Origin of the sequence: Paeniglutamicibacter sp. NPDC012692 (assembly GCF_042901625.1) — a bacterium.
Taxonomy (GTDB): domain Bacteria; phylum Actinomycetota; class Actinomycetes; order Actinomycetales; family Micrococcaceae; genus Paeniglutamicibacter.
In genome coordinates, this window is record NZ_JBIBDE010000005.1 from 87,825 (window position 1) to 113,234 (window position 25,410).

The 25,410-nt window shown below is 57.7% G+C and carries 29 protein-coding genes; 5 read left to right on the plus strand and 24 right to left on the minus strand.

The annotated features are described in order from the left end of the window. Positions 1–49: 49 nt before the first annotated feature. The 18 genes from ACFY5D_RS16640 to ACFY5D_RS16725 form a co-directional block, all read right to left on the minus strand. Positions 50–922, minus strand: a complete 873-nt coding sequence (locus ACFY5D_RS16640) for a hypothetical protein (protein ID WP_387532289.1) — start codon at positions 920–922, stop codon at positions 50–52. After that, entirely contained in the window at positions 922–4,908 is a 3,987-nt protein-coding gene (locus ACFY5D_RS16645; RefSeq protein WP_387532291.1) for a peptidoglycan DD-metalloendopeptidase family protein, read from the minus strand. Before ACFY5D_RS16645 ends, ACFY5D_RS16640 begins: the two co-directional genes overlap by 1 nt. A gap of 70 nt (positions 4,909–4,978) precedes the next feature. Beyond that, positions 4,979–5,422 (minus strand): hypothetical protein, encoded by a 444-nt coding sequence (locus ACFY5D_RS16650; RefSeq protein WP_387532294.1) that lies wholly within the window; start codon positions 5,420–5,422, stop codon positions 4,979–4,981. Between the two features lie 11 nt (positions 5,423–5,433). Continuing rightward, positions 5,434–5,754, minus strand: a complete 321-nt coding sequence (locus tag ACFY5D_RS16655) for a hypothetical protein (protein WP_387532297.1) — start codon at positions 5,752–5,754, stop codon at positions 5,434–5,436. A gap of 23 nt (positions 5,755–5,777) precedes the next feature. Beyond that, positions 5,778–5,948, minus strand: coding sequence for a hypothetical protein (locus ACFY5D_RS16660; protein ID WP_387532299.1), 171 nt, complete (start codon positions 5,946–5,948; stop codon positions 5,778–5,780). Between the two features lie 114 nt (positions 5,949–6,062). After that, on the minus strand, positions 6,063–6,719 hold the full coding sequence (locus tag ACFY5D_RS16665) for a hypothetical protein (protein WP_387532302.1): 657 nt from the start codon (positions 6,717–6,719) through the stop codon (positions 6,063–6,065). A 27-nt stretch (positions 6,720–6,746) separates the two neighbouring features. After that, the gene (locus ACFY5D_RS16670) at positions 6,747–7,121 is read right to left on the minus strand and encodes a hypothetical protein (protein WP_387532305.1); all 375 of its coding nucleotides are present in this window, start codon (positions 7,119–7,121) and stop codon (positions 6,747–6,749) included. Next, the gene (locus ACFY5D_RS16675; RefSeq protein WP_387532308.1) at positions 7,121–7,435 is read right to left on the minus strand and encodes an HK97 gp10 family phage protein; all 315 of its coding nucleotides are present in this window, start codon (positions 7,433–7,435) and stop codon (positions 7,121–7,123) included. Before ACFY5D_RS16675 ends, ACFY5D_RS16670 begins: the two co-directional genes overlap by 1 nt. Next, positions 7,432–7,770 carry a hypothetical protein gene (locus ACFY5D_RS16680; protein ID WP_387532310.1) on the minus strand — a complete coding sequence of 113 codons (339 nt, stop codon included), beginning with the start codon at positions 7,768–7,770 and terminating at the stop codon, positions 7,432–7,434. Before ACFY5D_RS16680 ends, ACFY5D_RS16675 begins: the two co-directional genes overlap by 4 nt. A 2-nt stretch (positions 7,771–7,772) precedes the next feature. Continuing rightward, positions 7,773–8,189: a hypothetical protein gene (locus ACFY5D_RS16685; protein ID WP_387532313.1), complete on the minus strand. Its 417-nt coding sequence runs from the start codon at positions 8,187–8,189 to the stop codon at positions 7,773–7,775. A gap of 188 nt (positions 8,190–8,377) precedes the next feature. Then, on the minus strand, positions 8,378–9,256 hold the full coding sequence (locus ACFY5D_RS16690) for a phage major capsid protein (protein ID WP_387532316.1): 879 nt from the start codon (positions 9,254–9,256) through the stop codon (positions 8,378–8,380). Positions 9,257–9,291: 35 nt separating this feature from the next. Next, on the minus strand, positions 9,292–9,810 hold the full coding sequence (locus tag ACFY5D_RS16695; RefSeq protein ID WP_387532319.1) for a hypothetical protein: 519 nt from the start codon (positions 9,808–9,810) through the stop codon (positions 9,292–9,294). Between the two features lie 324 nt (positions 9,811–10,134). After that, positions 10,135–10,860, minus strand: a complete 726-nt coding sequence (locus ACFY5D_RS16700; RefSeq protein ID WP_387532322.1) for a hypothetical protein — start codon at positions 10,858–10,860, stop codon at positions 10,135–10,137. Further along, positions 10,860–12,362 carry a phage portal protein gene (locus ACFY5D_RS16705; RefSeq protein WP_387532324.1) on the minus strand — a complete coding sequence of 501 codons (1,503 nt, stop codon included), beginning with the start codon at positions 12,360–12,362 and terminating at the stop codon, positions 10,860–10,862. The genes ACFY5D_RS16700 and ACFY5D_RS16705 overlap by 1 nt, the downstream gene beginning before the upstream one ends. 59 nt (positions 12,363–12,421) lie before the next feature. Beyond that, a complete protein-coding gene (locus ACFY5D_RS16710; RefSeq protein ID WP_387532327.1) occupies positions 12,422–13,780 on the minus strand; it encodes a hypothetical protein in 1,359 nt (452 codons plus the stop codon). A gap of 107 nt (positions 13,781–13,887) precedes the next feature. Next, positions 13,888–14,127: a hypothetical protein gene (locus tag ACFY5D_RS16715; RefSeq protein ID WP_387532330.1), complete on the minus strand. Its 240-nt coding sequence runs from the start codon at positions 14,125–14,127 to the stop codon at positions 13,888–13,890. A gap of 166 nt (positions 14,128–14,293) precedes the next feature. Then, positions 14,294–14,614, minus strand: coding sequence for an HNH endonuclease (locus tag ACFY5D_RS16720; protein WP_387532332.1), 321 nt, complete (start codon positions 14,612–14,614; stop codon positions 14,294–14,296). A 151-nt stretch (positions 14,615–14,765) separates the two neighbouring features. After that, positions 14,766–15,524, minus strand: coding sequence for a DUF732 domain-containing protein (locus ACFY5D_RS16725; protein WP_387532335.1), 759 nt, complete (start codon positions 15,522–15,524; stop codon positions 14,766–14,768). Between the two features lie 564 nt (positions 15,525–16,088). Between ACFY5D_RS16725 and ACFY5D_RS16730 the strand changes: the two genes are divergently transcribed. Continuing rightward, on the plus strand, positions 16,089–17,321 hold the full coding sequence (locus ACFY5D_RS16730; RefSeq protein ID WP_387532338.1) for a hypothetical protein: 1,233 nt from the start codon (positions 16,089–16,091) through the stop codon (positions 17,319–17,321). 531 nt (positions 17,322–17,852) lie between these two features. Here ACFY5D_RS16730 and ACFY5D_RS16735 read toward each other — a convergent pair. The 6 genes from ACFY5D_RS16735 to ACFY5D_RS16760 form a co-directional block, all read right to left on the minus strand. Continuing rightward, entirely contained in the window at positions 17,853–18,311 is a 459-nt protein-coding gene (locus ACFY5D_RS16735) for a hypothetical protein (RefSeq protein ID WP_387532341.1), read from the minus strand. Continuing rightward, entirely contained in the window at positions 18,311–20,320 is a 2,010-nt protein-coding gene (locus ACFY5D_RS16740; protein ID WP_387532344.1) for a hypothetical protein, read from the minus strand. The genes ACFY5D_RS16735 and ACFY5D_RS16740 overlap by 1 nt, the downstream gene beginning before the upstream one ends. A gap of 134 nt (positions 20,321–20,454) precedes the next feature. Next, the gene (locus ACFY5D_RS16745) at positions 20,455–20,874 is read right to left on the minus strand and encodes a hypothetical protein (protein ID WP_387532346.1); all 420 of its coding nucleotides are present in this window, start codon (positions 20,872–20,874) and stop codon (positions 20,455–20,457) included. A 181-nt stretch (positions 20,875–21,055) separates the two neighbouring features. Next, positions 21,056–21,352 carry a hypothetical protein gene (locus tag ACFY5D_RS16750; protein WP_387532349.1) on the minus strand — a complete coding sequence of 99 codons (297 nt, stop codon included), beginning with the start codon at positions 21,350–21,352 and terminating at the stop codon, positions 21,056–21,058. Between the two features lie 130 nt (positions 21,353–21,482). Next, the gene (locus tag ACFY5D_RS16755) at positions 21,483–21,647 is read right to left on the minus strand and encodes a hypothetical protein (RefSeq protein ID WP_387532352.1); all 165 of its coding nucleotides are present in this window, start codon (positions 21,645–21,647) and stop codon (positions 21,483–21,485) included. A gap of 444 nt (positions 21,648–22,091) precedes the next feature. Continuing rightward, a complete protein-coding gene (locus tag ACFY5D_RS16760) occupies positions 22,092–23,642 on the minus strand; it encodes a recombinase family protein (protein WP_387532355.1) in 1,551 nt (516 codons plus the stop codon). On the opposite strand from ACFY5D_RS16760, the gene ACFY5D_RS16765 reads away from it, so the two are divergent. The 4 genes from ACFY5D_RS16765 to ACFY5D_RS16780 are packed head-to-tail and all read left to right on the plus strand — an operon-like array spanning position 23,643 to position 25,400. Further along, entirely contained in the window at positions 23,643–23,801 is a 159-nt protein-coding gene (locus tag ACFY5D_RS16765) for a hypothetical protein (protein WP_387532357.1), read from the plus strand. Between the two features lie 52 nt (positions 23,802–23,853). Next, positions 23,854–24,357 carry a TadE family protein gene (locus ACFY5D_RS16770; RefSeq protein WP_387532359.1) on the plus strand — a complete coding sequence of 168 codons (504 nt, stop codon included), beginning with the start codon at positions 23,854–23,856 and terminating at the stop codon, positions 24,355–24,357. Continuing rightward, positions 24,350–24,865 (plus strand): hypothetical protein, encoded by a 516-nt coding sequence (locus ACFY5D_RS16775; protein ID WP_387532362.1) that lies wholly within the window; start codon positions 24,350–24,352, stop codon positions 24,863–24,865. Before ACFY5D_RS16770 ends, ACFY5D_RS16775 begins: the two co-directional genes overlap by 8 nt. After that, complete coding sequence (locus ACFY5D_RS16780) at positions 24,858–25,400, plus strand: hypothetical protein (protein WP_387532365.1); 543 nt, start codon at positions 24,858–24,860, stop codon at positions 25,398–25,400. Before ACFY5D_RS16775 ends, ACFY5D_RS16780 begins: the two co-directional genes overlap by 8 nt. Positions 25,401–25,410: the final 10 nt, after the last annotated feature.

Consider the following 25,410-nt stretch of genomic DNA (forward strand, 5'->3'; position numbering starts at 1 on the left):
GGGGCTTTCCGTTGGCTATCTCTGCTAATAGAGAGCGCCAGCTAGCTCATCAGGCCTGCATGGAAATGAAGGCGTTCCTCCACTTGAGCTGGGCCGTTGCTGTGTTGGTGGTGTCGGTGCCGGTATAGAACATTTCCGACTTGCCAACCGGCAGGGTCACAGCGGAGAGCCTTGTCTTCACCGTGAGCATTCCTGCCACGTTGGTTCCGTTCTTGGTCTTGACCGTTCCGAGTAGGGGATTGATGGTGACGTAGTCGCCAGCGGCAATCGTTCCCCGGTAACCCACTTCCCAACCCTTGGCTGACCGGATCTTCGGATTCTGGATCGGGCCATGGAAGACGATGGTCATGGGGGTTGGTGCGTTGCCGGTGTTCTCAACGAAGCCAGCGCGCTCCAAACCCGTCCCGATGGTTGTCAGCGGTTCCATGAGCGGAGCCATCAGGCCACCTTGGACCGGGGGAACAATGGCCATGGTCTCGACCTGTTCCGTGTCCTCGAAGTGGAGTGGGATGGTCTGGACAAAATCCGCGTTGACCTTACCCACGCCCAAGGTAGCCAGCACGTTCGGGGCCATGCCGGTGAATTTTCCGGGCCTTCCGTAGATCCGGTACCAGCTAGTGCCGTCATCGTTGGAGTATGAGAGCGGGACCGGGACGTTCGGCGTGAGCCTTGTTCCGGGCTTCTTCCATTCCCCTTCAAGGGAGGCCACTGCATCAGCGGCCTCCTTGAGGTTCTTGGTGTTGGTTGAGATGTCGAAGGCCCATGTGCTGGAGCCGAGCCAGTCGTTTCCGACCATCTGGCCATCCCCGTTCGGGCGGTCCACGTAGTTGGTGCGTACATCGGTTGCTCCGGGTGCGTATTCGGTGATGATGAGTTTTCCGGTGTTGCCACCGGCTTCGACGTTTCCGATTTTGATTTTCATTAGCGGCCTCCTCGGCTCTGGACTCGTGCTTGGTGGTAGATGGCATCAGCGATCTGAGGCCCGGTTGCTCCGGGGTTCGGGACCGTGACGTTGATGGTGTTGCCACCCACGGTCTTGGACAGGGCAAGGGAACTGATGGAGTCCCACTGCCCACTGGTGAGGACCGGTTCCGGCTTCCGGGTCAGGTTCTGGACCTGCTGGATTCCGGATGACGGTGGCAACCAACCTCCGTTGTCGTAGAGCTTGGCCCCGGCGCTTGAACCACCGCCTCGGACTCGGCCACCCAAGTAGTTCAACGGGTTGACCGGACGGCCGTTGAGTAGCGTTTCGAAGTGGAGGTGGGGTCCGGTGACATTGCCCGTGGAGCCTTGAGCGCCAATGTGTTGACCTGCCTTGACCTGTTGTCCGGGCTTGACCACCACGCCGTTGGTCGGGTTGTGGCCGTAGTAGGTCTGGAACCCGTTGCCGTGATCAAGGACGATGCCGTTGCCGGTTCGACCCGGAAGGCCTCCACCCCATCCCACGCGCTTGACGATGCCGTTGAGTGCGGCAAAGGTCGGGGAACCTTCACCGTTGGCAATGTCGATGCCAGCGTGGAAGCCTCCACCACGAGGGCCGAACATGGATGTGTAGCGTCCTGCTGAAGGCCTGAAGAATGATCCTCGGGGGCCGTCGTAGGAACCGGCGAACTCGCCAGCGGCAGGGGCTGACTGGTCCTTCTTCTTGGTCCAATCGAAGATTCCGTCGATGGCGTTCAACGAGATCTGGCGTGCGGCTCCGGGGAACCCGTTGGCCGGGAGAGCGTTGGTGATGATGTTCCTGACCGGGTTGAGTAGTGCCTTGGCACCCTCGGCCAGTTGGCCTAGAACCCAGTTCTTGGCGTTGCCGATGTTCCGGCCAACGTCGCCAACGAACGATCCGAGGTTATCCATCCAGCCACCGATGGGGAGCGGGGATGACTTCTCGTTCCGGTTGAACATCGGCAGAGAGCCAAGTGGAGCCTGTGCCTGACCGGCCAGCATTTGCTTGGTTTCCTTGGCGGTGTAGACGTAACCCGGAGCCGTGTTGATTAGCTCCGGTCCCTCTTCACCAACGAGTTTCCAACCGCTCTTCATCTGGCCACCCTTGGCGAACGCCGGGATTGGCACGCCTTCGGGGAGCTTCAGATCTCCAAGGCCGATCTTCCCGGCAATGTCGTTGAAGACCTTTCGGATGCCGTTGTTGTAGACCTCGTCGATGACGAAATTGATTGGTGTTGCGGCGATCTTCTTCAGGTTTTCCCAGAAGCCGGAGATAGCGTCCACGCCCTTTTTGAAGGCTGGAGCTACGTTGTCTTTGATGAAGTTTCCGAGTGCCGAGAAGATTGGCTTGATGCCGTTGTTCCAGACGTTGGAAATCGTGTCCTTGATCCCGTTGAAGATCGGTTTGATGATCGTGTCACGGAGCCACGTGAAGGCCGCTGACAGGGTTCCACGGATGAAGTCGATGATGTTCTGGAACGTGGTCTTGATCCCGGTCCATACCGTGCTGATTGCGGTCTTGATGCCGTTCCATACCGGTTTGATGACCGTGTCTCGTAGCCACGTGAACGCCAGCGAAAGCGTGTTCCGGATGAAGTTCACGATGGATTGGAAGGTGCCCTTGATGGCGGTCCATACCGTTGAGATCGTGGACATGATGCCGTTGAACACCGGCTTGATGATCGTGTTGTAGATCCAAGTGAAGACCGGGGCAAGGACGTTCTTGAACAGCGAGACCCATAGGTTGATGTAACCCTTCACGGCCATGATCACGACGGAGATGGCTGTCTTGATGCCGTTCCAGATGGGAAGGATGACGCTCCCGTAAAGCCACTTGAAGACCGGGGCAAGGACGTTCTTGAAGACCCAGACCCAGCCCATGACGTAGAGGGTCACGGCGGTAGCGACAACGGCAATGACAACCTTGATGGCCGTCCAGATCGGCATGATGATGTTCTGGTAGAGCCAGACGAAGACGGGAGCCACAACGTTTCGGAAGAATCCAACCACGTTGTTGACCGAGTCGGTGATGAAGCCTACGGCTCCGGCAATGGCGCCTTGGATGCCTGACCAAACCGGGAGAATGACTCCGTTGTAGAAGTTGACGAAGAGTGGAACAAGGGTGTCCCGAACGAAGCCAACGATGGCATCGAAGGCTGGCTTGATGAACCCGTTCCAAGCGCCCATGACGGCATTCTTGATACCGTCCCAAGCTCCTATGAAGAAGTTCCGGAATCCTTCAACGTTGTTCCACAGGTAGATGAATCCGGCCACCAGCCCGATTACCGCCGTGACGATGATGCCAATCAGGTTGGCTTTCATCACAACATTCAGTGCGGCGAATCCACCCTTGAGAAGTCCAATCGCGGAGGTGATCCCTCCGATGATTGCGGAGACCCCAGAGAACAGGAGGAAGGCCCCTGCGGTTACACCGATGGTCACGGCTAGAGGCTTCAGCCACGATTGGTTGTCCTTGATCCACTGGCCCATGTTTTGAAGGGCTGGGATAACTGTGGTTCGGATGGCCGACACAATGGAGGTCATGGCCGGGATGAAGGCGGTTCCAGCGGCAATCTTCATGTTGGCAACCTCGGCGTTTAGCCGTGACTGCTGACCTTGTAGGGTGCCTGACTCCTTGGCGAAGTTGCCTTGAGCGTCGGCGCTCTGTGCATAGAGAGCTGACTGGACTGCCAGCGCCTTTGCTTCACCTTCGAGCTTCGGGATCTTACCCTCGGTGGCCTTGTCGAATGCGCGTTGTGCAGAATTCAAGGTGACCTGTGCTTTAGCGGACTCCATGGAGTCTTTGCCGTGCTTGGCTACAACCTCGTTGTACTTCTTCTGGGCAACCTGCATCTTGATCGAAGCGTCAGACACCTTGTCGGCATCCACAATCGGCTTGATGAGACCCTTTGACAGTGCCTCGGCTTGAAGCGCTGATTCGTTGAGCGTGATTCCGTAGCGTTCGATGGGGTCCATCTCGCCTTTGAGCGCGCTGGAAACAGCCTCAATTGCTTCCTTGGTTGTCCCGCCGAACATACTGGAGAGGTCGGCACCAAGGGTGATCAGGTTCGATGTCTTTTCGGACAACTGGTCCATAGGGGTTCCGGCGTTTTTGAGCTGTGAACCGAGTACGGAACCGAGTTCGTTGTATGCGTTCTTGTCGAGACCTACGTCAACGGCGGCGGTTCCTGCCTTGGCGTGCATCTTCCCGGATTGGTCCTTGAAGACGGAGTCAACGGCACCCACTGACTGCTGGTAGTCACCGGCAAGGGAGATGACATCCTTCATCCCGCCGATGATTGCGCCGAATGAGACAGCGGCAATGGCACCAACGAAGGCACCCTTCATGTAGTCGCCTAGCTTGCTGAGTCCAGCCTTGGTGTTATCGGTCTGGTCCCGTAGACCCTTGAGACCTTTCTTGGCCTTCGCGGCTTCGGCGGGGGACTGGGCCAACTCCTGATTTGCCTTGTCCGTGGCTGTCTTGAGGCTCGTTTCAGCGGCAACAAGTTTCTCGGATGAGGTCTTGAGATCGCTCTGTGCGGCAGTGGCCTTTGCCGAAGCATCAGCGGCTTTGCGCTGTTTCTCGGCTAGGTCTTCCTCGGCCTTGGCCAGTGCTGAAGCTTTGGTGTTGGAATTCTCCCGTGCCTCTGCAAGCTTGAGTTCAGCAACACGGAGATCTCCGTTGGCTTTTGCCTCGGCATCCGTAGCGGTTTTGTTTGCGGCCTTCGATTTCTTCAAAGCGTCTTGTGCCTTGAAGAGGCTGTCCTCAAGCTTCTTGGCCTCGGTCTTCAGATCCGAGCTAGAGTCCTTGAACCCTTCGGCTATGGCCCTGCCGAACGAAGCTCCACCGGCTCGGCCAGCGGCGGGGAAGACGGAACCTGTCTCCTTGGAAACTGCGGCTTGGAACCCCTTGAACGATGGTTGGACCGTCACGGTTGCGAAGCCCACGTTCATTGGATTGCTCATTGATACCTCCTAAAAATGGGTAAGAAAAAGGAGGCCCATCCGTTGTGGACAGGCCTCCTTATGGGTGTGTTTAGTTGCTGTGTCTCTTGCCGCCGAAGAGATCCACGATCTGTTGCTGTGCCTCGCGGGAGCGTTGTTCCTTGATCCGGTCGATGGCCGTGACTGGCCTCGGGGAAGGTTTGGGATTCTTGGCCTTGCCTCCAGCGACACCAACCTGTGTGGCTATGCTGGCCGCTAGCGTGTCCTTGATTTCCGTGAGCATGGCTAGCTCCGGGGTCCAGCTACTGAGCGGTGGGTGATAGTCACCGGATGCTTCCGACTGGCCGGAATCGAGGATTGCCGTGGCGATTTCCTCGTCATTCAGGTACGCCTCCATGTACCGGCTATGGGCGGGGAGTCCATCGATGAGTGCCAGCAAATGGACGTATCGACGGGCCTTGAAGAGGACGGCTAGATCTACGCCGTATACCTGCTGGAGATCGGCCCGGAGTTGTGGACCGAACTTATCCAGCAAGGCATACAGCCTTAGGCGTTTGGGGTTGTACCGAAAACGGATTCGAAATGAGCGGATACGTTCTGGGCGAGCTTGGTGACCTGTGCCATGGTGAGCTTTTCGTCAATGAGCTTCTGGTAGTCCTCTTCGGATAGCCAGCCCTTGAACACGTCGGAGATCGAAACATCCGGGCTGGTGATCTGGGCCATGAATTCCTCGGCTTCATCCCATGGCATGTCAGCCGGGTTCGGGAAGGTGATGATCTTGTTCTTGCTGAGTGCCATGCGGTATGGCTGGACATCAGATTCGACATCCAGTGCGGAGAGGTTTGCGTTGACTTTTAGGTTTGTCATATCGGGTTTTTCCTTTCGGGAAGTTAGCTCTTGGCTGGGGTTTTTGTTGGTTCGGTGGCCTCGGGCTTGACTGCCTTCGGTGCCTTGGGTGCCACGTAGTCGGCGTATCCGAGTGAGCGAAGCTTCACGGCCTCTGCCGGTAGTGACGTGGTGATCTTGTGATCGCCCTTCACGAGGGTCTGTGTCTTGGCCATGAGGCCTCCTTACGTTGATCGGGTTGGTGGGTAAGTGGTGGCAGGTAAACCCGATGAAGACCTGCCACCACTGGTATTGGCAACCAACACGTGAATGTTGATTGATGATTCAAATTAGACGGACTGGGTGAAACCAAGTTCGAGCTTGTCGGCCTTTGCGCCAACACCGGCAATGAACTCTCGCTCCGAGGTGCCAACGGCTTCGTCAACGAACGCCTTGAAAGCGAACTCAAGGGTGAGTGCATCTTCGCCCCATGCCTCTTCCGGGATGGAAGAGATGGAAACGCGTGGGAAGAACTTGGCGCGGAAAATTTCCGAAGTGCCAGCGCCGTCCTTGCCGATGACCAGAAGGCGGTAGTACGTCTTCTGTGGAAGGGCTGGGCGGTCAAAGGCGATCTCGCCGTTGGTTCCCTGAGTGACGGCGCTGAGGTCCATGCCGTAGGCGACTTCCAGAAGCTCGCGTCGGAAGACCTCGTAAGCGGTGAAACTCACTTCGCGCGAAACGCTGGTGATGTCGGAGCGTACCGGAGCGGCATAGCCGAGGGCTTCAACGTCTTCTTCGTTCGTGTCACCGGAGAACGAGAAGCCGTCCTTGGTGATTAGGCCAACCGGCTTGTATGCGGCGGGTAGTGCCGTGATGGAACCGTCTGGGCCGGTCAGGGTTTCGATGGCATCGGCTGAAGCTGGAGCGAGGAACGCCACGGCTTCAACAATCTTGCGGACCTGTGATGGAGAGTCGGCGGTGTTCTTTAGTTCAGCAAAAGTGCTCATAGGGGGTACCCCTTTCAAAGGGAAGAATTATCGTTTGGGTCTGGTCTCGACGCGGTAAATGGCCGTGACGAGTTTGATGGAATCGCTCGTATATGGCGTTTCGTAGGGTTCGATCTCGGGGTAAATGTCATCCAAGAAACCCTCGTCGGTCAGGTGTGAACCCATCAGCCGGCCCCTAATTGCCTCGGAAAGATCCTTGGAACCTGAGCGGCTATTCGTGTACACATCGACTTGGATTCTGTCCGTCCGGAGGAACGGTTCGGCCTGTGCCGTACTCGGTAGCGCCGTGATGTGGATGAGCGGAAGACGCTGATCCATGTCGGCTGACAAGCGAAGTACGGCTTCGGCATCGGGGGATTCAAGTAGCTCGATCAGGGCAAGCTCGGTGTCCGGGAATTCCATTACTTGGCACCTGCCTCGACGTGCGCCACGAGCGAGTGCATGAAGTTCCTAGGAGCCTTGCCGCCAACGTATGCGCCGTAATCCACGGTGCTCTCGATGACTGCCCCGGAGCGTTCCTCGCCTCGACGGCCTGACTTGAACTTCTCCGCTCGAACCCTGAAGCTGTCGGCAAATTTGCCGGTGTTTCGGGGTGCTGATGCTCGGGCCATGTTGAGGCCAGATTGGGCGGCGTGAACCATTGCCTCGGACATTCCGGAGGTGTTGGCCAAAGCCTTCAGACCTTGGGGGTCCATCCGGTAATCACTCTTGCTCATGTGCCGTCCTTTCGTAGTTGGACTTCCACGCCCAATGGCCAGTTGACGGGATCGCCGTTGACGGCCCACATGCCTCGGATCGGCGCTCCCTCGGGGGTCTGGATCTTGTCCGTGGACCGGAAGGCTGTTCCGGTTGGCGCGTAGAGGATGGCCTCGCCTTGGACGTAGTCCGATTGGTTGTTGGATTCCGAAGTGGCTCGGGGTGACAGGAGGCATCCGGTGACTTCCCGGCTGGTGGTCGGTAGGGGGTTTCCGAACTTGTCATCACCTCCACCGGATAGGACGGTGATGGTGACCTTCCACGAATCCGGGAAGCTGGAAAGAACGTTCTTCACGGCTACCCCCAGAGATTCGGCTGGGCGACATAGGCTTCAGAAGCCATATCAATGGAGAACGCCTTGCCCTTTCGGGGCTTGACGGGTCCAAGTGCTCGGAGTTCGTCAACCTCGGAGGGGAAGAATAGAACCTTGGAGGTCTCCCGGTTGTCGATTGATTTGGACTGTGAGAAGTTTCCGGCACTTTGGGATTCTTGGGTGATGGCACCAGTTCCGGCATCGTTCCAGCGGAGCACTGCCCTGCGGATAACGCCTGATGCGGCATCTGCCGAGGGTTGGTCCAGATCGTCGGATGCCAGAAAAGGTGCCAGTTGCTTGGCCCGTGCGATAGCATCCTTGACCATGATTGCGGCCTTGGCTTCGGAGATGTCCGGGTCGAAGGCTTGGAGGTCTTCAAGTGCGATTTCGAGAATTGCCATGGAAACCTCCTATGCGGTTTTGGTGGTCTTTCGAGTACGTGGAGCGGCCTTTGGCTTGGCCTCGGGAGCGGGGGATGGGGTAGAAGCCTGAGCCTCTACCTCCACCCACCCGCTAGCCTTGAGAGCCTGAAGGGATTCACCCGTGGCTCGAACCGTCCCACCCTTGGAGTTGGTGAGAAGGGCCATGGTTAGGCCTTGTCAACGATGGTTGCGAAAGCCTTGTCATCTAGGACAACCGAACCGATGGAAGCGGTTACCTTGAGTGCGATCATGCCGCTCTGGAAGAGGTTGATGTTGTTACCGGAACCGTCAGTGATGGTTGCCTGATCGGAGGTTTCCAGTTCGATACCGGAAGCGAAGCCGAAGCGGACCTTGGACCAGTCGCCAACGATGCCGCGTACCTTCGTATCCACGTTGTTGACGCGGCCAACGGTGCGTGCGAACTGAGCTGGTACACCAGCAACATAGACTTCCTGACCGGTGAGGTTCGGGAGTCCGAACTGGACTTCGTTGGTGACGTTGAGGATCTTGCCCTTGATGCGTGAATCGAAGCCAGCGGCGGTTACGTCGTACTCAGCGCCAACGAGATCGAAGCCAGCGAGGATCGCGGACTTGTAATCGGCACCCACAAGCTCAACCTCGTTGGAAGTGGCGGTCAGTGCTACGTAGCCAGCGACAGGAGCACCGGAGATGGAGTCCTTAGCATGAAGAGTCAGGTCATCCAGCGCGCGGCCAATAGCGGCTGAAAGGTCAGCCTTTACGTGGGCCATCAGATCGCCGGGGTTGGCCGAAGCCATTTCCTTGGAGACCGGGATAACAACGGAGACCTTCTTTGGGTTGATGTACTTGAGCGATACGCCAGCGTCACCAACAGGAGCGTTTGCGCCCTCGGCAACGATTCCGGCAGAGATGCCACCGGTGTAAATCGGCACGGTCGCGCCAGCGAGGGTAAGAGGTGTCTGGCCGGATAGGCGTGCAACGAGGGATTCCTCGGAAGCCTTGAGGAAGACGGAGTCGGTGAACTCCTTTGGAAGTTCAATGGACTTGCCATTAAGGGTGAAAGACATGTGGGTTTCTCCTTGTGAGAATAGAAATTGGTGGATTATACGCCGAAGATGGTTCGGGCTAGCTCGTCGTTGGAGCTGTTGACCTTTTCGCTGTCGCGGTTCTTGAGGTCGATGCCGAAGCCAATTCGTGTTGATTCATGCGTGTCGGTTGGCGCTTCTACTGACTTCTTGGAGGCCAGACGCTCGGCTTGCTTGGTGAGGGATTCCTCGTCCCTGCCGGTGAGGAACAGTTCAACGTCCTCGTCCTCAAGCTGGAACTTTGCGGCCACGCGTGCCTTCATTGCGTTGAACTCAGAATCTGTGAGCTTCTGCTCTGCGGCCTCGGCTCGGGCAATGGCCTTTTCGAGTTCGGTCTTGTTGGACTCTTCGATCTCGGCCAGCTTCTGGGCGGCGGTCTTGAGCGAGTCGTAATCGCTGTACTTTGCGCGTTCCTTGGCTAGGCGTGCCTGAATGATTCGGTCTAGGTCTCCCTGTGTGGTAGGTGCCTTGAACGTGTCTTCAGTGGTTGGTTCTCCCGCTGGTGCGGTATCGGTGTTGTCGAGAATTTCTGACATTGTGTTGCTCCCAAAATTGTTAGGCCTTGGTGTGGCGCTTGACCCTGAAACGGTCAGGTACCGCTACGGGAGACCGTAGAAAAAGTGCCAACCCCTCGGAACTGCGTTCCCCGGCGAAAGGAAGGAAAAACCGGGAGCAAGTTGCAAGGGGGATCTCACCGAATGGCACGTGGTGGATCTTCAGTGATTTCACAGGTGACTGATCGGACCTGACCAACGCTTGAGATGTTGGATTTCTTCGACGGGAACTTGGGCCAGTGACTACCGTTGTTCCTACATCTACAGAGAGCGCCTAGGTGCCCACGACATCATGCGTAGGTTGATTTATGCTTCTGACAACTTGGCAGACTTGGCAAGTACCTTCTCGGCCTTCTCGGCTTGCCGGTCCTTGTACTGCTCAAGGAGAGCCTCCGGTGAATAGTCTTCAATCTCGGTCCTGTCATCGAAGACCGGAATCAATTGGCAGTAGCACAGGCTATGAAATTTCTTCCCGTCAGCGCGGTACTTGCCAGACTTGGGGCCGTAGACGGCACCTCTGGAAGCCAGCATCAGACAGAAGTCACATGGCTCGCTGGAGGACGGAACCCGTGCATACCCTTGAGCGCGTGAACCACTGCGGCCAACATTCTCGTCAATGGTTCGCCGGAATGGTTCCTGCACCATCCGATCTACGAGGCCTTGGACTTGCTTGTAGGCAAGGCCAGGATTTGAGCCAGCACCACGGAAGATCGGTTCGATGACAGCACCGATATGTGCGTTGACCCTTGCCCGTTCCGGTGTCTTGGCAACTAGTGCCGTAAAGCGGCCCGGTACCTTGTTCGCGGCCCTCAAGGAATCGAACTGTTGTGCGGCATGGGTTGCCACAACCTGCCCGTAGGTTTGGATGATGTCTCCAAGTGCGTCTTCAAGAACCATGCGAACGATGGCCCCATCTGTCTTGTCGGGGATGGCATCCCAGATGATCGCCAGTTCTTGGAGCGCTGATTCAATCAGCTTCATCGTGGTCTGTCGCTGGGCTTCGACCTCCGTGTAACTCAGTTCGAAAGCCATTAGTTGTCCTCCGGAACCTTGATCGTGATTGGGTTTCCGGGGATGAACTCAAGACCTTCAAGACCAACCTGTTTGGCGGCGGCTTCGGCGGTCACCCCTGCCCTTCGAAGTAGACCTAGGGCATCGGCTTTGTTCTTCAAGATTGCAGTTTCCTTGACGGCCTGTTCGGGATCTGACTGCGGGGTTCGGTTGAGGATCGAATCAAGGATCTTTGGTGCGGCTTCGCGCTGACGTTCGGATATGATGCGCTCGATGTCGGTCTGACTCAGGCCAACCATTTCCAATGCGATTTCCGAGGTTGCCGGGATGACTCCAGCGGCCACGAGCTTCATTGTGGCATCCGTGGCCTGTGCTCGGCTCGGGGTGCTAGGGTCACGCCAGCGAACGGAGAGCTTGTTGAGTTCAGCCGGAAGGGTTACGAGTCCTTCCCGGAGTTGGACGGCAGTCTGCATGGAGCGTACCCAAGCCGGTGAGAAACCATCCATTGCCGATTCAGCGAGGATCAGGAGATCTTCCTTGACCGCGTGAATTGCTTCGGCGCTGGAGGGGTTGTCCTGAACGATTCCGAGGGAGCCGACTGGAAGACTGGTTTCCGAAGCGAAGAGCTGGCTCCACATCCTCATCTGGTCACTGTGGGGTTGCATACTGATCTGGCTGAACTGCCCAATCTCTGGTTTTTCTCCTTCTTCGTTGGTCGGGACCGCCAGAAGTCTGTTGGTGAGGAAGCTCCATCCGGAGGTCGGGTTGTTATTCTCATCCATGAACATGTCTTCATCTGCACCCAAGAGGTATCGCTGAGGGGCTGAGAAGAACTCGGCTCCGACTTCCGCTCGAATAACTGTGCGCATGGCGCTATCGGTCAACGACATCACGGCTCGGGAAACTCTGGACTGGCCGAACGGACGGTCCAAGCGGGGCTGGAACGCTACCGGCTCGACGGGAACAAACCCTAGGGTGTTGGGGATGGATGAGACTTCCCAGCCGTAAGTGCTCCCGGTCTTCCAGATGGAGTAAACCACGTGGGGGAAGATGACAACCATTCGGGTTGGCCCGGTGCTGTCGGAGTTCAGGACCAACAGTGCGGCACCTAGGGAACGTGTTGACGGTTGCCATAGTCCGGTTGCCTGTGTGGCATTGAAGGACTGGATCAGGACATCCGGTTCCCCAAAAGCCGGATCGCCGCGCAAGGTTGCAAGGAAGCTCGTGGAGTGAATGAACGCCGATGTGTGGATCTGTGGGGCTTCGACGGCTAGGCGATTGTCCCGGAAGATTTCATCAACGCCGAAGTCTTCAATCGAATGTCCGGGGATAACGAAGCCTTCGAGGTTGACCCTCTTCGACAGGGAGTCAACGGCCTTGGCTGGCCAGCCGAGAGCGACATCCAGATTGCGAAGGCTCGGGGGAGTGCTGATGCCCAAATCCTTGAGCGCGTTGGTGCCATCGTAGTAGTGCCGCCTCATTCGATGGCGGTGTTGCTTGGACTGGAGGCGTTCAACCATCATGGCGAACGCTTGGAATTCTGGTCCGGACATCTTGCTTGAGACATCCGGGGTACTGGTTATTAGCATGAAATGATGCGCTTTCGTTTGTTGGTTGTGGACCCGGTCTTTGCCTTCCGGACCTTGCTGGTGTTTACGCCCCAAAGAGCGAGGGTCGCGGCTACCAAGGGGGTGATGTCGCTTGTGGCGGTGGCGCGGTTCCAACCCCACGCGTCACGAATCCGGCGCTTTCGACCGTTGGCAACGGCCATGTTGAGCGCTGGTTGGGAGATGTGTCTGAGGGTTCCGTCTTGGACCGCGTCGTAGAACTGGGCACAGGCGTTGGTCACGTCTTGGGTGCCGGTGGTGACGACCTTCAAGGACTTGTTTCGGGACAAGGCCTCGGCAATTGATGCGGCTGGGCCGACGTTGTCGATGACAACGGACTTGATGCCCTTCAGCTCTGCGACTTTCAGGACGCTGGGAACGACCCATCCGACACCGGAGGTTTGGTGTGCAACGATTTCCACGTGGTAGAGGCCATCGGCTCGGATACCGGCAATGGCGATAGTTGAGTCAGTTCGGTTGGGGTTTACGTCAACGGCCAACACGTGCCCGGAAACGATCTTCGATTCTTGATCGATCAGGCCTAGCCATGTCTTCTGGTCGATGACGGCAACGAGGGCTTTGGTTGACCATGAGCCAAGACGCTCGACGGCGAAGTTGGTTTCGGACATCGAGGAAAGTTCAGCCTCGACATCGTCAACGCTAAGTCGGATTCCTAGGGATGGGTTGGCTTTAGCCCAAACGAGGGGATCGTTGGTGTCATCCCCGTCAGCCATGGACCATTCGTGGTAACAGCCCTTGCCCAATTCGCTGGCGAGAGCCTTGGTTCGGACGCCCTTGAAGATGGTTGCGTCTCCACCCGAGACTTCCGGGGTACCGGCAAGGATCTGTTGGGAATCGCTACGTGGTCCGGAAGAGATGATCGGGATTAGGGCTGAAGACGATTCCTCGGAGTAGTGCTGTGCCTCATCCACGATCAATAGGTCAGCGGCCATACCACGACCACCGGACTTGGTACGGGCAATGAATCGGACCTTACCGCCATTCACGAGTTCGATGGCAAGTTGGCCGTTTGCTCTCCGGATGACCTTGACCATTGCCTTAAGTTCCGGGTACTGGTCATTTTCGAAGTAGGAGGTGAGCCGGTTGAAAAGTTCCGTGGTTGTGGTCAGGTGGTGGGTGGTGACAATGACCGACTCACCGAGTGCGACAATGCCGAAGAAGACTCGGGCTTCGATCAGCCATGACTTTCCGGCTCGGCGGGGGATGGAGGTTGCCGCCACTTTGTGGGAAAGCTTGCCGTCTTTGCCTCGGGCCAGCCATGCCGTGAGTAGATCTTCCTGCCACGGGTCCGGTGTGGGGCCGTAGCTTCTCATGAGCTGTACGGCACGTTTTGAATCGGTGAAGTCTACGGCTAGCGAAGATTCATATGCGTATGTTGGTTGACGGCTTCCGATAAGGGTTTCTAGGTTTACGTCGTAGCTCATCCACTACCACCTAGGATCTGGTCCAGTGGCGTGTGGGCGAACTTCTCGGCATCCGGGATGGACTCGATATCCGCTAGAACGGACTGAAGTTGCTTGACGATTCCGGCTCGGTCTCGGGCCGTGGTCTCGGGGCTGTCGATGTCAGCGGCCAGCTTGTCACGGAGTGCCACGAGGGAAGTGCGGTAATCGTTGTTTTGGACCGTCTGAAGTACGGATTCCGTTGTTGCGTTGGGCATGGTGGAACCTTTCTGAAAGTTGGTAGGTGGCCTGAAAATGGCGTGGGGAGATTTATTGCCAGTCGCTGGGTAGGAGCCACGCCGTGGGGGAGGGGTAGGGGTGCCACTACCCTAAAATTGGTGGCAATAACAACCTGAGGCGGTTGCCTAAACGTTGATCTTGAGGCTAGAAGCCCAAGCCCCAGTCCTCCGAGTACGGCGTGCGCCTGACCTCATCCAATGGCTTCTTGCCTCGCTTGATGTTGCATCCGAGGTGAGCCAAAGCAAGATTCTCGATGGCATCAGTGCCCCCTTGGCTCCATGGCGTGATGTGGTCAACGCTCGGTGATGTTGGATCGGGAGCCTTGGCTTGCTTGTCCACCGCCTCGCCACACAGGTGGCACAGTTCTTGTTCGGCAATGATCTTGGCCCGTGCTCTTTGCCAACTGGCATCACGGTTGCGCTCTCCTGTTTGCACTGTCTCGCCAGTGTTGGTTAGTTCGGCCATTGGCCCTCCAGTCCATGTAAGTATGTGTATGTTGATTCATGCTTCTTGTTAAAGAGAAGAACCCCCTGACAGATGTAGGGGTTCTTCCTTGCTGGAACTGATCCAGCGTTATTCTGTTGTCACATCCAAAGAGCGCCTAAATGCCTACGGCCTAGTCCGAGATGCCCATGTCGTTCAGTTGCCATTCCTCCACGAAGTCGTAACTTTCCGGACAGGCGTACTTGATTGACACCGCAACCGCACCAATTGCGTCCGACCGGGTTGCATTGTGCTCACGCTCGAACTCTTGGATTCGATTCTCCACGGATGTGGCGTCGTCCACCCAGAAGCATTGATCAACGGCAAATTCCACTGACCACTTCTTGCCCTTCTCGCCAAAGAGTGCGATCTGGGAGGAAATGTCCTTGTAGAAGCCGCTACTGGTGGCTTTCTTGCGGCTGGCCTCTTCGGCAGCTTTTCGTTCAGCTTCGTTTTCACTAAATAATCTCTGACTTACGTAGTCATTGATCTCGCTGGCAGAAACTGGGCCCCGTTCCGGGCAAAGCGTTTCCACCGAGCGGGAAACTATGGTCCCCGAATCCTTAGACGACATCATGACCGGGGTATCGTCTTTGAACATGGTGTATGCCACTTCGTTGGGTGCCGTCCCATTTGTCATGGACTCACAGGCATACTTGCCCGTTCTGATGATCAGTTGAGGGTCTAGCTCGCTAAAGCTCTTTGTATCCCGACGCAGGCCTGCCGCGAATAGATTGTTTCGGTCCGCGATGCGCTGCGCCTCTCTTACAGTTTCTTTCCGTTCGGCTTCAATCTTGCTGGCCTTGACCGCATTCACCGAAACAACAGACACTGTCGCAACCAGAACCAGTGCGACTACCGAAATCAATATCCATAAAAGCTTTTTGCTCATGCTTCCCCCAATACCAGTGATTTCGTCCCTCCGTAGTGCGGTCGGGACGTTTAATTCGATATTACCTACGGCAAACGACACTTTTGATGTTCAGGCCTTTCGATGACCTGTGTCAGTTCTGGAATCCTTTATTGAGCGCACATACCGGCGTACCGGACAACGCATTCTTGGATTGCGAGGCAAGTAGGCATTCCCTTCGGAATGGGATTCGTCGCCGTCGATGCTCACGCGGAGTCTGTATGGCTCGGACTTCTTCCGATACCTTCATAGACGGCCACCCAACCCATGTGCTCCACCGGCTTCCACTAGTTTCTAGCTAATGTTTTCTGTTCCTTTCAGCTAGGAGCGGAGCAGTGTTCAGTCTGTGACCCATACACAATCGTTGGGGGGCCACCATGCCAAGTTTTCTAGTGAAGCCGAAACCCCGAAAACGTGGGTAAGAATTTCTTCAACGGCCATGTGTCTGGCCCCTGACTCCATTACCACGAATGCGTGTTCCCTAGTGAAACGCGCATGCTAGGGCCGCTTCTAACAGCAACGTCGTCTCTCATATGTCTGGCTGGAATGGCAGGATTGAAGTCAGCCAATCGGTCGGAAGAACGGCTTGGGATCGACCGGATAGATACTGAGGGGAATGCGTTGGTTGATGTAAGGAATCTTGCCGTCGTTGCGGGAAATGGGCTGAGCGTTGCCTTTTCCAATGACTTGGTGCTGGGAACCATCACGGAGAAGCTAAAGAACGAACTATCGGCCATCGCGCCCAACGGAGATCAAGTGCTTCAAGCGCTGGCGAAGATCGCTGGCCGGATTGAAGACGACGGGTCCTTCGATGAGGGAGACTTCGAGCAACTGGTTGGGGCATTCGAAAGTCAGGCGGCTTTGTTGGAAGACTTGGCTGATCTGACGGGATTGGCTGGTGAGGGAAACACGAGTCTTCAGGCATCCTTGCTTGAAGTCCGTGGGTTTGCGGGTGATCTGTTGAAGAAGGGCACGGGAATTATCCTGAAGACCATCCTTGACTCGGCACCTACAGGCTGGGACGCAACGGCCCACATGCATCCGTTCTTTCGGCAGATATGCCATGAATACTCAGGCGACATTACCTTTGCGAACTTGAACTACGACAGCCTTGTTCTTTCGTGCTTGGCCATGCTCGGACTGCCGTTCTGCGACTTAGCAGACCCGCGAAGGCCAGCACAAATCAAATTCACGGACGATGAGGCTGGAGAGGTCAAAGTCGTAGGCGAGTACGAGGGGTGGTCATTGCGTGACGCGCTTGATTTCCCTTTCAACAAGAGGATCAGACTTGTACATCCCCACGGATCGCTTACGTTCTGGAAGGACATGAACACGGGGGAAGTTGTGAAGATTCCCCTCAATGCGCTTCGTACGCATAACATCTTCACCGACCTAGATGTCAATTCAAAGAACATGATCCCGGCTGTCGTTCTCGCGAATTCGCGTGAAAAGCCTCGGCGCGTCAAGGAGTACCCATTTGATCTGGCGTATAAGGCCATGGCTCATGGTCTATCAACTTCGGACCACTGGTTGATTGTCGGATATAGCTTCCGGGATGAGTCTGTGAATATTGAACTGCGGAATGCGCTGTCTCGGAAGACCGTGAAACCGAAGATCTTGATCAGCACCTTCGGGGATGAACTGACAGAGGAAATGGTCAAGGACTCCATAGGTTGGGGAACGGAACATGGCCCTTCGGTCCAGAACATCTACTTCGACCGCGAAGGAGTCGAAGGACTGGAGCAAAGACCGTCTTGGAAGATCTTCACGTCGAGCTAGGCCCGCTGCCTCTGTGCGAAGGCACCTGCGACCTTCAGGTTTCCTTCCTTGGGCTTCCTCGGAACTGACGGTCTGCTGGCCGTTCTTCTCGGGCCGGCTACCGACTGCCGGTCGGCGTGGGAGGGGCGGCGCTTCCGAGGAGTCGACCGTACATGCACAGTGCGCTTGCGCATCGGTTCATGCCAAAAACCCCGAGATTCCGGGCCTAGATCGACTTTCGAGCCTTCAACCTGCGCTTGCAGAGGTCTGGCCCGTTCCACCAAAGGGCCGTAAGAACATTTTTTCTGGTTTCTTCTTCTGTGACCGTATGGGTGTTGCCGCCATGTCCTCTGCAAGTGTGCAAGTAGATAGATATAGATAGATACTAATAGTAGTAAAAGTGTTGTATATAAAGGGAAGTAGAGGGGTAGATAGGGTTGTAAAAGGGGTTGCGGAGGAAAAATTCTCTGTGCCGAAAATGCACAGCTCTGTGCAACCGGGACCCAAAACAACAGGGACCACCCTTTCGGATGGTCCCTACTATCTTGAGGATCACTCTGCGGCTGTCTCGTGGACCTTGGTCTCCAGCCGAAGAAGAACCCGGATGAGCGGCTTGTCGTTCTCGATCAGGGTCGATTCTCCCACATGTGCCCAACCTTCATAGATCGGGATCGACGCGGAACCGAGTGCGTGGTGTTCGCCGTTGCATTCACAGGCGCAATTCACGCCCTTGGCTCCCGTGCATCGCGTGTCGCACTTCCGCTTAGAAGGCTTCTGGTCACGGAGAACCTCAGCGTGGCTGGCCGTCTCCTTGATCAGCGTGACCAACCGTTGGAGCTTCGCGCGTGGGATGTTCCAGCACAGAGCGTCGTTGACCTTCTGGTTGTCCAGCTTTCGAAGGTTCAGGTTGTCGGTAAGCCACGGACGAACCCACTTCCCGCCGTTGCTGACGTGGAGCTGGATGGGGCCAGCGAGCGGAACGTAGATGTATGCGTTGCTAGGTGTCGTCATTACACACCCACCGAAACCCGTGCTGCCTGATCCATCAGACCTTGATTGTCGATACGGAACCAGTATGTCACTTGCTGTTCGCCACGAATCGTGGTGCGCGACTCCTTCTTGATCTTCACGCCCAAGCGGGACCATTCGTTCTCAGCTCGGGTGAGCTTGCCACCAATGCCCTGTGCGTTGATCGTTGGCCGGTTGCCTAGCGCGTCCTGTATGCGCTCGGACATCGTTGAAGCTTGGTACCGAGTAAGCATCTCCTTGGTCCCGATCAAGCCCGTGTAGGACCCATCCTCGGAGTTGTACGACCCGTGTTGGCGCACGAGGGAAGCAACTGCCAGAAGGAACGGATCGTCCAGCAAGTCCTCAGACATGCCGTTGAGCGCGGTGACGTACGTGCTGAGGCCCTTCGTTCCCCAGAGGTGGTCAAGCGCCCAAAGGACTCGGGCGTAATCCTGCATGCGCAGTCCCTGTGATCCTTCGGACGCGAAGGCCGGGGCTTGATCCAGTAGAGGCAGGACGTTTGCCACGAGGGTCAGCATGGAACCGTAGATGCTTGGGTGCGCGTCAACGATCTTGGTCTTCAGTTCCCGGCCACCCATCTGGGCGAGCAGACCGGAGTTCAGGTTAATTGGAACCATGCGACTCTTCAGGTCTCCACGGAGGTGCCCGGTCTCGATGCCGTTCAGGATGAGGCTGGACTTCACATTGAGGGTGATGACCTCGGAGTCGGTGCGGAGCTTTCGCTTCTGGTGCGTCGTCCCGTAGACCACCTGACACAGGCGGTCGGACAGCTCGGCAGAGACCTTGGAGACGTTGTCGAACATTGTGACCTGTGCCTTGGACATTGCCACCATGACATCGTCTTCATTGTCCTTGAACGTGCTGACGCGGTCCATTTCGAGACCGCCTTCAACGGCGAACTTCACTGCCGATGTCGCGGTGCTCTTGCCGGAACCAGCGGTGGCCAGCAGCATCAGGATCGGGCTGTCGTGGCTCGGGATCAGGTGGTTGACCATCCACGCCACCACCAGCGGCCAGTCCTCGTGGGATGCATTCACGTATGGAAGCAAGTGGGTTTCGAGCTGTGTTCGGGTGTCCGTCAGCCTTACCGTGTTCGGCGTGCCAATCGGCAGGACTGCCTCGTTGCGGAGGAACGCGGTTCCGGTGCTGTATGGAAGGGATGACTGGAGGGTCCAGTCGCCATCCTTGATGAGTACCGCGTTGTTGTTGTCGGTCCCGAGGTCAATCCAGATGTCGCCGGATACGTCTTGGAAGGTCCGGCTGGCCAGCTTGTAGACGTAGTTCGAGGCGGAACACATGCCTTCGATGGTGGCTTCGACCGAGCCAACAGCGCCGTTGGGCACAACTCTCTTGGTGGCTTGGAAGTAGGTGCGGGTCATCCAATGCTTGAGTTCTGAGCTTCCTACTTCGTAGGCACGTGCTCCGAGCTTGGCCTTCTCGTTCGGCAGAACGAACAGACGTTCCCGATCAGCGGTACGGGCAAGGGTGAAGTTGTCGGCAACAAGGCCGAATAGCACGGTGGCCGGGTCGTCGTCGGATGCGAAGCCGCCGGTGGTTTCCTCGACAGCGTCGGACGATACCTTGAGGTGGCCCTGTGCAGCGAGGGTTGCAAACAAGCTCGTGCCGTAGTGCTCGATCAGATCGGCCACGGGAGACCCTGCCTCGATGGGCGGGTTGTAGAAGGTGGCTCCGACGTTGCGGGAGAAATCACCGAGTGCGATGGCCAGTTTCTTGACCTTGGCGTTCTCATGGACGTAGCGGGGGAGTAGGAGAATCAGGTGGGATCGGCCATTGAGAACCCCGGCCAGTTCGTGTTCGGCCACGCCCTTCCCGGTGGTCCAGTCGGTGATCGGCTTGCCGTCCATCCCGAGGGCGTGGGCGCTGAACCCGAGATCAGCGAGAGATTTTGCGTCGGACTGATCCAATACGAGGAAGTGTAGGTCCGGCTCGCTGGAACCGGTGAAGTTGGTCGTGAGGCAAAGCTTGGTCATAAATAAAACTCCTTTGGGTTACGGTGGCCCGCCCCTGTGGGGCGGGCCGATGAATTTGGTGGATGTCATAGCGACGGTGGTGCTCATCTGAGAAATTTCCTTCTTAGGGGGTTGCACTTCAGATTTTGATACTGCTAGCTCTTGAGCGTTTCCTGAATGTCGAACTTTTCGTTGTGGGCGTGGTCTTCAGGGAAGTAGTCCGGGTTCTCGCAAAGTTCCAAGCGGTGGTCTAGGCCCATCATGCGGAAAAGAGCCTTTGCCTGCTGCAAAACCTTGTGGTCCAGTCGGTTCCAATGCCGCGAAGCGCTACCGCCAAACCCCGGCTGGCCGCCGTTAAGGACCCGAATAATATTGTCCATCGTCCACCAGCCGTCGAGCTGCTTGCCCTTGTCAATCCGGTAAAGTCCTAGGCCCGGTTCAAGCTCTCGCCAGAAGCTCTTGTTGCCTTTTAGCCCCAACGCTTCCTGCCATTCGTAGGTGGTCCATGCCGAGGCAATAGGCTCACCCGAGCCAACGCCCTCTAGCTTGTCTAGGGTCTTTATATCTACGTTCACTGTTTCCTTCTTTCATTCTTCTTGTTAAGCAAAAAACGGGAGCCGATTTCGGCTTCCGCTACGTGATTTTGGTTCAGTAGGGTTTCTGTCAGGGGCACTTCTCTTTCTGTTGGTGAATTTCGGAAGGTCGAGTCTATCAATGAACTTCAAATTACGCAAGCGCAAGCGTTTATCTAGTCCTCTATTCCGGAATGCTGATTTCGACTCGGTGTGCCACACCAGCGGCCACCAGTGCCTCGTAGACACGTTCCCACGCCTCGACCGGCAGATACTTCCACCTGGCGTTGCTCATGCCCACACAACGTGAATCAGGGCCAGCGGCTTCGCGGATCAGGTCATCAAGCTCCGACCAACCTTGGGGTTGTCGGCCTAGATCGATCCGGTAGTAGGCAATGTTCTCCTCGGCTGAGTAGTCGAGGCTGTTGAATCCGGGGATCTTGCCCCAAGGGTAGGTGGTTACTTCATTGCTGTTGGTCATCGTGCAGTTCCTTTCGTGAGATATTCGTTGACTTCATGGATTTGGTGCCGAGCTGTTCTGAGCTGGCGCTGGGTGGAAATGAATTCGAGTAGGACGGACACCGTGGCCAGTGCCAGTAGGAGTGTGGTCATCAGTGGTCCTCGTCTAGGTTCTTGATGGTTTCGGTGAGCGACGCAATGAGGTTCATGTCCTCGGCGAGGCGGGCCTTGAGCCTTTCGACGCGTAGTTGAGCACAGGTCAATCGGTAGCGGGCGGTGGACATCGCACCGCGAGGTTCGCGCTGACGGGTATGCATTTTGGACTCCATTTCTAGGGATGCGGAAATAGACCTCAGGATCTATAAGTTAGGAAAAGAATGGTGGCCGGGTCTTTTGGGCGCTGAAAGGTCAGGCAAAAGGAACCATGAATGGCCACCGAGGGGGGATGGAGTCTCCGGGAAATAGATGACCGAATGAAAAGTTCTGTCAGAGAGAAGTAATTCGGTCAAGCGCATCGGAGCGGCTCGTATATCCATTGTACCACAGAATTTTGACCCACGTGCAGGGCGTGTTACTATCCCGGCTCGTCAAGCAGTTCGGGTGAGTGGAGTCTGTGTGGCTCCGCGTTGTACAACACCAGAGGGCGTTGGTTTATTCCCGGTGCCCAGAAGGCCCCGCTTCCGTGAGAGAGCGAGACACTTCCGGTCTTGGGCGCAGTGTAGGGGAGGCGCAAGGGCGAACCCGGTGGCGACTCCCGTGGCCTATGCCTTCGGCTGGGGCGCGTTGCCGATCCAGTCTTCAAGGGTGGTCTTGTTCGCCTTGATCCGCTGGATGCGGCTTTCGACGGGTTCTCGGGAGGATGCGGACCCTTCTTTGAGCTTCCACGGATTCACCGTGTTGGCCTCTGCCCAATCGTCGTAGAGCCTCCGGCCCAGTGGGGTGTACTCGTAGCTGATCACATCCGGGTTGAACCGCTGGCCTTGCTTGCCTCGGCTGATTTCGATCTTCTTGAATACGGAAGTCAGTAGATCCCGGCGCATGGCGGTGGGGGAGGCCTCCCAACCTTCGAGGTTGTAGCCTTCGAAAATGCTGACCGTTTGGTCTTGTTTCAGGGTCAGCCGTTCGTCGTCCAACTCGGAAATGCTTTTCTCGTAGCGGGCTTCCTTGGCTGCGATCACGTTTGGCCTGAGCCCTGCCTCTACTGCTTCCGTAATCCATTCGTCGTGTTCCGTGTTGAGGCGTAGTCGTTCCCCTTCGATCTCGGCTAGGCGGCGGGTGGTGCCCTCCTGCTGGGTCCGAATTTCCTTGTGCTGGCCGAGAAGCTCCAAGGCGTGGGTGCTGATCGCACGCTCAAGTGGCTCGGCCACCATCGTCACGTGCTTGGTGGTGGGGCACTTGTAACAGCGAGTCGAGCCAGCGCCACCACGTTGGCCCGCATTCATCCCTCGCGAGCATTCCGCGCACGAGACTATTCCGGTCAGGAGCCGAACGTCGTGGCGTGTGATGCTCGTGGACCGCTTGCCTGTTCGTTGGCTCTCGATCTTCACCTGAATTGCGTTGAACTGGTCTTCGGTGAGCAACGGTTTCCAGTTCTTGAGGGGATACAGCTTGCCTTCGTAGTCCTGAACTCCATAGAGCCGAGGCCGGGTGAAGTAGTTCCGGACGGTGCCGCTGGTCCACTGCTTGCCGCCTTGCTTACCAGTCTGCGGCGTCTTGAGGCCTTGGAGGTTCCACACTTCGGAGACCCGATAGAAGGACCACTCGCCTGAGACCAGTTTTTCGGCGGCTTCGACAACGGCTTCGGCCTCTCCCGGCACCCAATCCCCGGAGCGCTCTTGGCCGAACGGACGGATCGAACCCCGGTACTGGCCCGAATCGGCGATGCGCTGGTTGGCCAGCTTCTGGCGTTCCGACTTCTTCTCGCCCTCGGCGGCATCGATGACAGATCGGAACATGGTGATCATGCCAGCGTCTGAGGATGAGAAGTCCAGCTTGCCGCCGTCGCACATGTGGCCGGTGATCCCAGCGGCCTTGATGCGGAGGGTGTCCATCACGTCACGGCTGAGACGGTCTTGCTTGAACGCAACGACAAGCGGGGGAGCATCTGTGAGGAGGCGCTCGAACGCCGGTCGTTCGGCCCCTGACGTGGCGCTAATGGAGTTGTCTTGGTAGACCTCGCCCTGAGTCCAGCCCTTCGAGGCGATGAACTCCTGACAGGCCTTGATTTGGGAGGCAACAGAGGCTCCCTCGTCCTCCGTATGAAGTTTCTTGTCCCTAGAGATTCTGGCGTAGATTGCCGCTACCTTGACCATATGAAGAAGTCTAACGGAAATAAGTCATTCAAGGTTCCCGGCTGGGTCATGATCACGCTCATGAGCGCGCTGCTGGTTGCCGCGTTGCTTGCCATTGCGGGCCCGCGGCTGCAGGACCTGTTCAACCAGGCGATCGACAACGTCGCGGGCCTGGGCTAGGGCGGCGCCACGCACCATGTCCCCGTTGCACGCGATGTCACCGTACCGCGCCATGCCACAGCGCCGCGCCATGCCACAGCGCCGCGCCATGCCACCGGCGCGACCCATGATCGCCCATAGTGCGGGATCCCCGTGCCCTCGCGCCACCGCCGAGGCCTCGGACACCGGCACCATCAACGGCAGAAGCAACGGCCAGAGGGGGTCCGCGGTCGCCGAGTTCGTCATGGTCAGCGCCTTGCTCATCGCCGTGTTCATCGGGGTGCTGCAACTGGCGCTTGCGCTGCACGTGCGAAACACCCTGATGGATGCCGCCGCCAGCGGCGCCCGATACGGCACACTGGCCGACCGGGGTCCCACCGACGGGGTGCAGCGCACCCGGGAACTGATCTCGGGTGCGCTGAACGGCGGATTCGCCGGCGACGTCCAGGCCCAGTCCGTGGAGATCGGCGGCCGTCCGGGGCTGGTGATCACCGTGCGGGCCAAAATCCCGTTGATCGGCATGATCCAGGGCTTCGGCGAGTTCGTGGTGCACGGGGAATCGGTGCGTTATGGGTAGGCGGCGCGTCCGTGCCCCGGAGCTTCAGCGCTTCGGCACCGGCACCGGGACAAACACCGGGACCCGCACCATCGACTCGGCACCGGCACCGGCACCGGCAGGCGACCGCGAAGCCGGATCGGCGGTGATCGAGTTCATTTTCCTGGTGGTGCTGCTGATGGTGCCGCTGGTCTACCTGGTGATCGGGGCCGCGCAGCTCCAGTCGGCGACCTATGCGGCGGTGGGGGCGGCCGACCACGGGGCCAAGGTCTTCGTCACGGCCGAATCCGAGGACCAGGCCGGCGACCGTGTGGCCGATGCGGTGGACCGCGCTGCGGCAAACATGGGCATCGACCGGGGCCGGGCGAACTTCAGCTACAGCTGCAACGGGGCTTGCCTCTCGCCGGGCAGCACCGTCACGGTGCGCGTCTCGATCGACACGGTGCTGCCGTTGCTGCCGCAGGGCTGGAACTGGCGTACGGGCCAGATCAGCTCAAGCACCACCCACCGGGTGGACCGGTATGGGTAGCCCGGGTTGCCGCCGCCGCGACGCCACCGGCAGCCGCACCCCGAGCCGCAGTCACGGTCGCAGCCGGAACGGCAGCATCCGCGCCCGCGTCCCCACCCCGGGGACGGCGGACGCCGAGGCCGGGCAATCGATCATCCTGATCATCGGCATGATCGCCCTTGCGCTGCTCACGATCAGCGTCGTGCTGGCCGCCACAGCCGTCAACGTCCAGGCCCGGAAGCTGTTGTCGGTCGCCGACGGGGCAGTCGCCGCGGCGGCGGACAACTTCGAGCTCGACGCCACGGGGCAGTCCGATGCGACACTTCACCTGGACCCGGCCGAGGTCAGGTCGGCCGCGGCAAAGTACCTCGATGACATCGGCGCCGCCGCTGATTTCGTCGATCTGCGCATTGTGTCGGCCGGTGTCCAGGGCGACGGAGTGACGGCGCAGCTGCGGCTCGGGGCGGTGGTCCACCCGCCGATCGTCGGCTGGGTGGTGCCCGCCGGCGTGGGCATCTCCGTGGAATCCAAGGCACGGACCCTGCTCTCCAGGTAGCCGGCGTTCC

Bases quoted from the DNA above. Each gene is read 5' to 3' on its own strand.
- ACFY5D_RS16640 (WP_387532289.1), bottom strand. From the start codon at position 922: ATGAAAATCAAAATCGGAAACGTCGAAGCCGGTGGCAACACCGGAAAA.
- ACFY5D_RS16645 (WP_387532291.1), bottom strand. From the start codon at position 4,908: ATGAGCAATCCAATGAACGTGGGCTTCGCAACCGTGACGGTCCAACCA.
- ACFY5D_RS16655 (WP_387532297.1), bottom strand. From the start codon at position 5,754: ATGACAAACCTAAAAGTCAACGCAAACCTCTCCGCACTGGATGTCGAA.
- ACFY5D_RS16660 (WP_387532299.1), bottom strand. From the start codon at position 5,948: ATGGCCAAGACACAGACCCTCGTGAAGGGCGATCACAAGATCACCACG.
- ACFY5D_RS16665 (WP_387532302.1), bottom strand. From the start codon at position 6,719: ATGAGCACTTTTGCTGAACTAAAGAACACCGCCGACTCTCCATCACAG.
- ACFY5D_RS16670 (WP_387532305.1), bottom strand. From the start codon at position 7,121: ATGGAATTCCCGGACACCGAGCTTGCCCTGATCGAGCTACTTGAATCC.
- ACFY5D_RS16675 (WP_387532308.1), bottom strand. From the start codon at position 7,435: ATGAGCAAGAGTGATTACCGGATGGACCCCCAAGGTCTGAAGGCTTTG.
- ACFY5D_RS16685 (WP_387532313.1), bottom strand. From the start codon at position 8,189: ATGGCAATTCTCGAAATCGCACTTGAAGACCTCCAAGCCTTCGACCCG.
- ACFY5D_RS16690 (WP_387532316.1), bottom strand. From the start codon at position 9,256: ATGTCTTTCACCCTTAATGGCAAGTCCATTGAACTTCCAAAGGAGTTC.
- ACFY5D_RS16695 (WP_387532319.1), bottom strand. From the start codon at position 9,810: ATGTCAGAAATTCTCGACAACACCGATACCGCACCAGCGGGAGAACCA.
- ACFY5D_RS16700 (WP_387532322.1), bottom strand. From the start codon at position 10,860: ATGGCTTTCGAACTGAGTTACACGGAGGTCGAAGCCCAGCGACAGACC.
- ACFY5D_RS16705 (WP_387532324.1), bottom strand. From the start codon at position 12,362: ATGATGGTTGAACGCCTCCAGTCCAAGCAACACCGCCATCGAATGAGG.
- ACFY5D_RS16710 (WP_387532327.1), bottom strand. From the start codon at position 13,780: ATGAGAAGCTACGGCCCCACACCGGACCCGTGGCAGGAAGATCTACTC.
- ACFY5D_RS16715 (WP_387532330.1), bottom strand. From the start codon at position 14,127: ATGCCCAACGCAACAACGGAATCCGTACTTCAGACGGTCCAAAACAAC.
- ACFY5D_RS16720 (WP_387532332.1), bottom strand. From the start codon at position 14,614: ATGGCCGAACTAACCAACACTGGCGAGACAGTGCAAACAGGAGAGCGC.
- ACFY5D_RS16725 (WP_387532335.1), bottom strand. From the start codon at position 15,524: ATGAGCAAAAAGCTTTTATGGATATTGATTTCGGTAGTCGCACTGGTT.
- ACFY5D_RS16730 (WP_387532338.1), top strand. From the start codon at position 16,089: ATGGCAGGATTGAAGTCAGCCAATCGGTCGGAAGAACGGCTTGGGATC.
- ACFY5D_RS16735 (WP_387532341.1), bottom strand. From the start codon at position 18,311: ATGACGACACCTAGCAACGCATACATCTACGTTCCGCTCGCTGGCCCC.
- ACFY5D_RS16740 (WP_387532344.1), bottom strand. From the start codon at position 20,320: ATGACCAAGCTTTGCCTCACGACCAACTTCACCGGTTCCAGCGAGCCG.
- ACFY5D_RS16750 (WP_387532349.1), bottom strand. From the start codon at position 21,352: ATGACCAACAGCAATGAAGTAACCACCTACCCTTGGGGCAAGATCCCC.
- ACFY5D_RS16755 (WP_387532352.1), bottom strand. From the start codon at position 21,647: ATGCATACCCGTCAGCGCGAACCTCGCGGTGCGATGTCCACCGCCCGC.
- ACFY5D_RS16760 (WP_387532355.1), bottom strand. From the start codon at position 23,642: ATGGTCAAGGTAGCGGCAATCTACGCCAGAATCTCTAGGGACAAGAAA.
- ACFY5D_RS16765 (WP_387532357.1), top strand. From the start codon at position 23,643: ATGAAGAAGTCTAACGGAAATAAGTCATTCAAGGTTCCCGGCTGGGTC.
- ACFY5D_RS16770 (WP_387532359.1), top strand. From the start codon at position 23,854: ATGCCACAGCGCCGCGCCATGCCACAGCGCCGCGCCATGCCACCGGCG.
- ACFY5D_RS16775 (WP_387532362.1), top strand. From the start codon at position 24,350: ATGGGTAGGCGGCGCGTCCGTGCCCCGGAGCTTCAGCGCTTCGGCACC.
- ACFY5D_RS16780 (WP_387532365.1), top strand. From the start codon at position 24,858: ATGGGTAGCCCGGGTTGCCGCCGCCGCGACGCCACCGGCAGCCGCACC.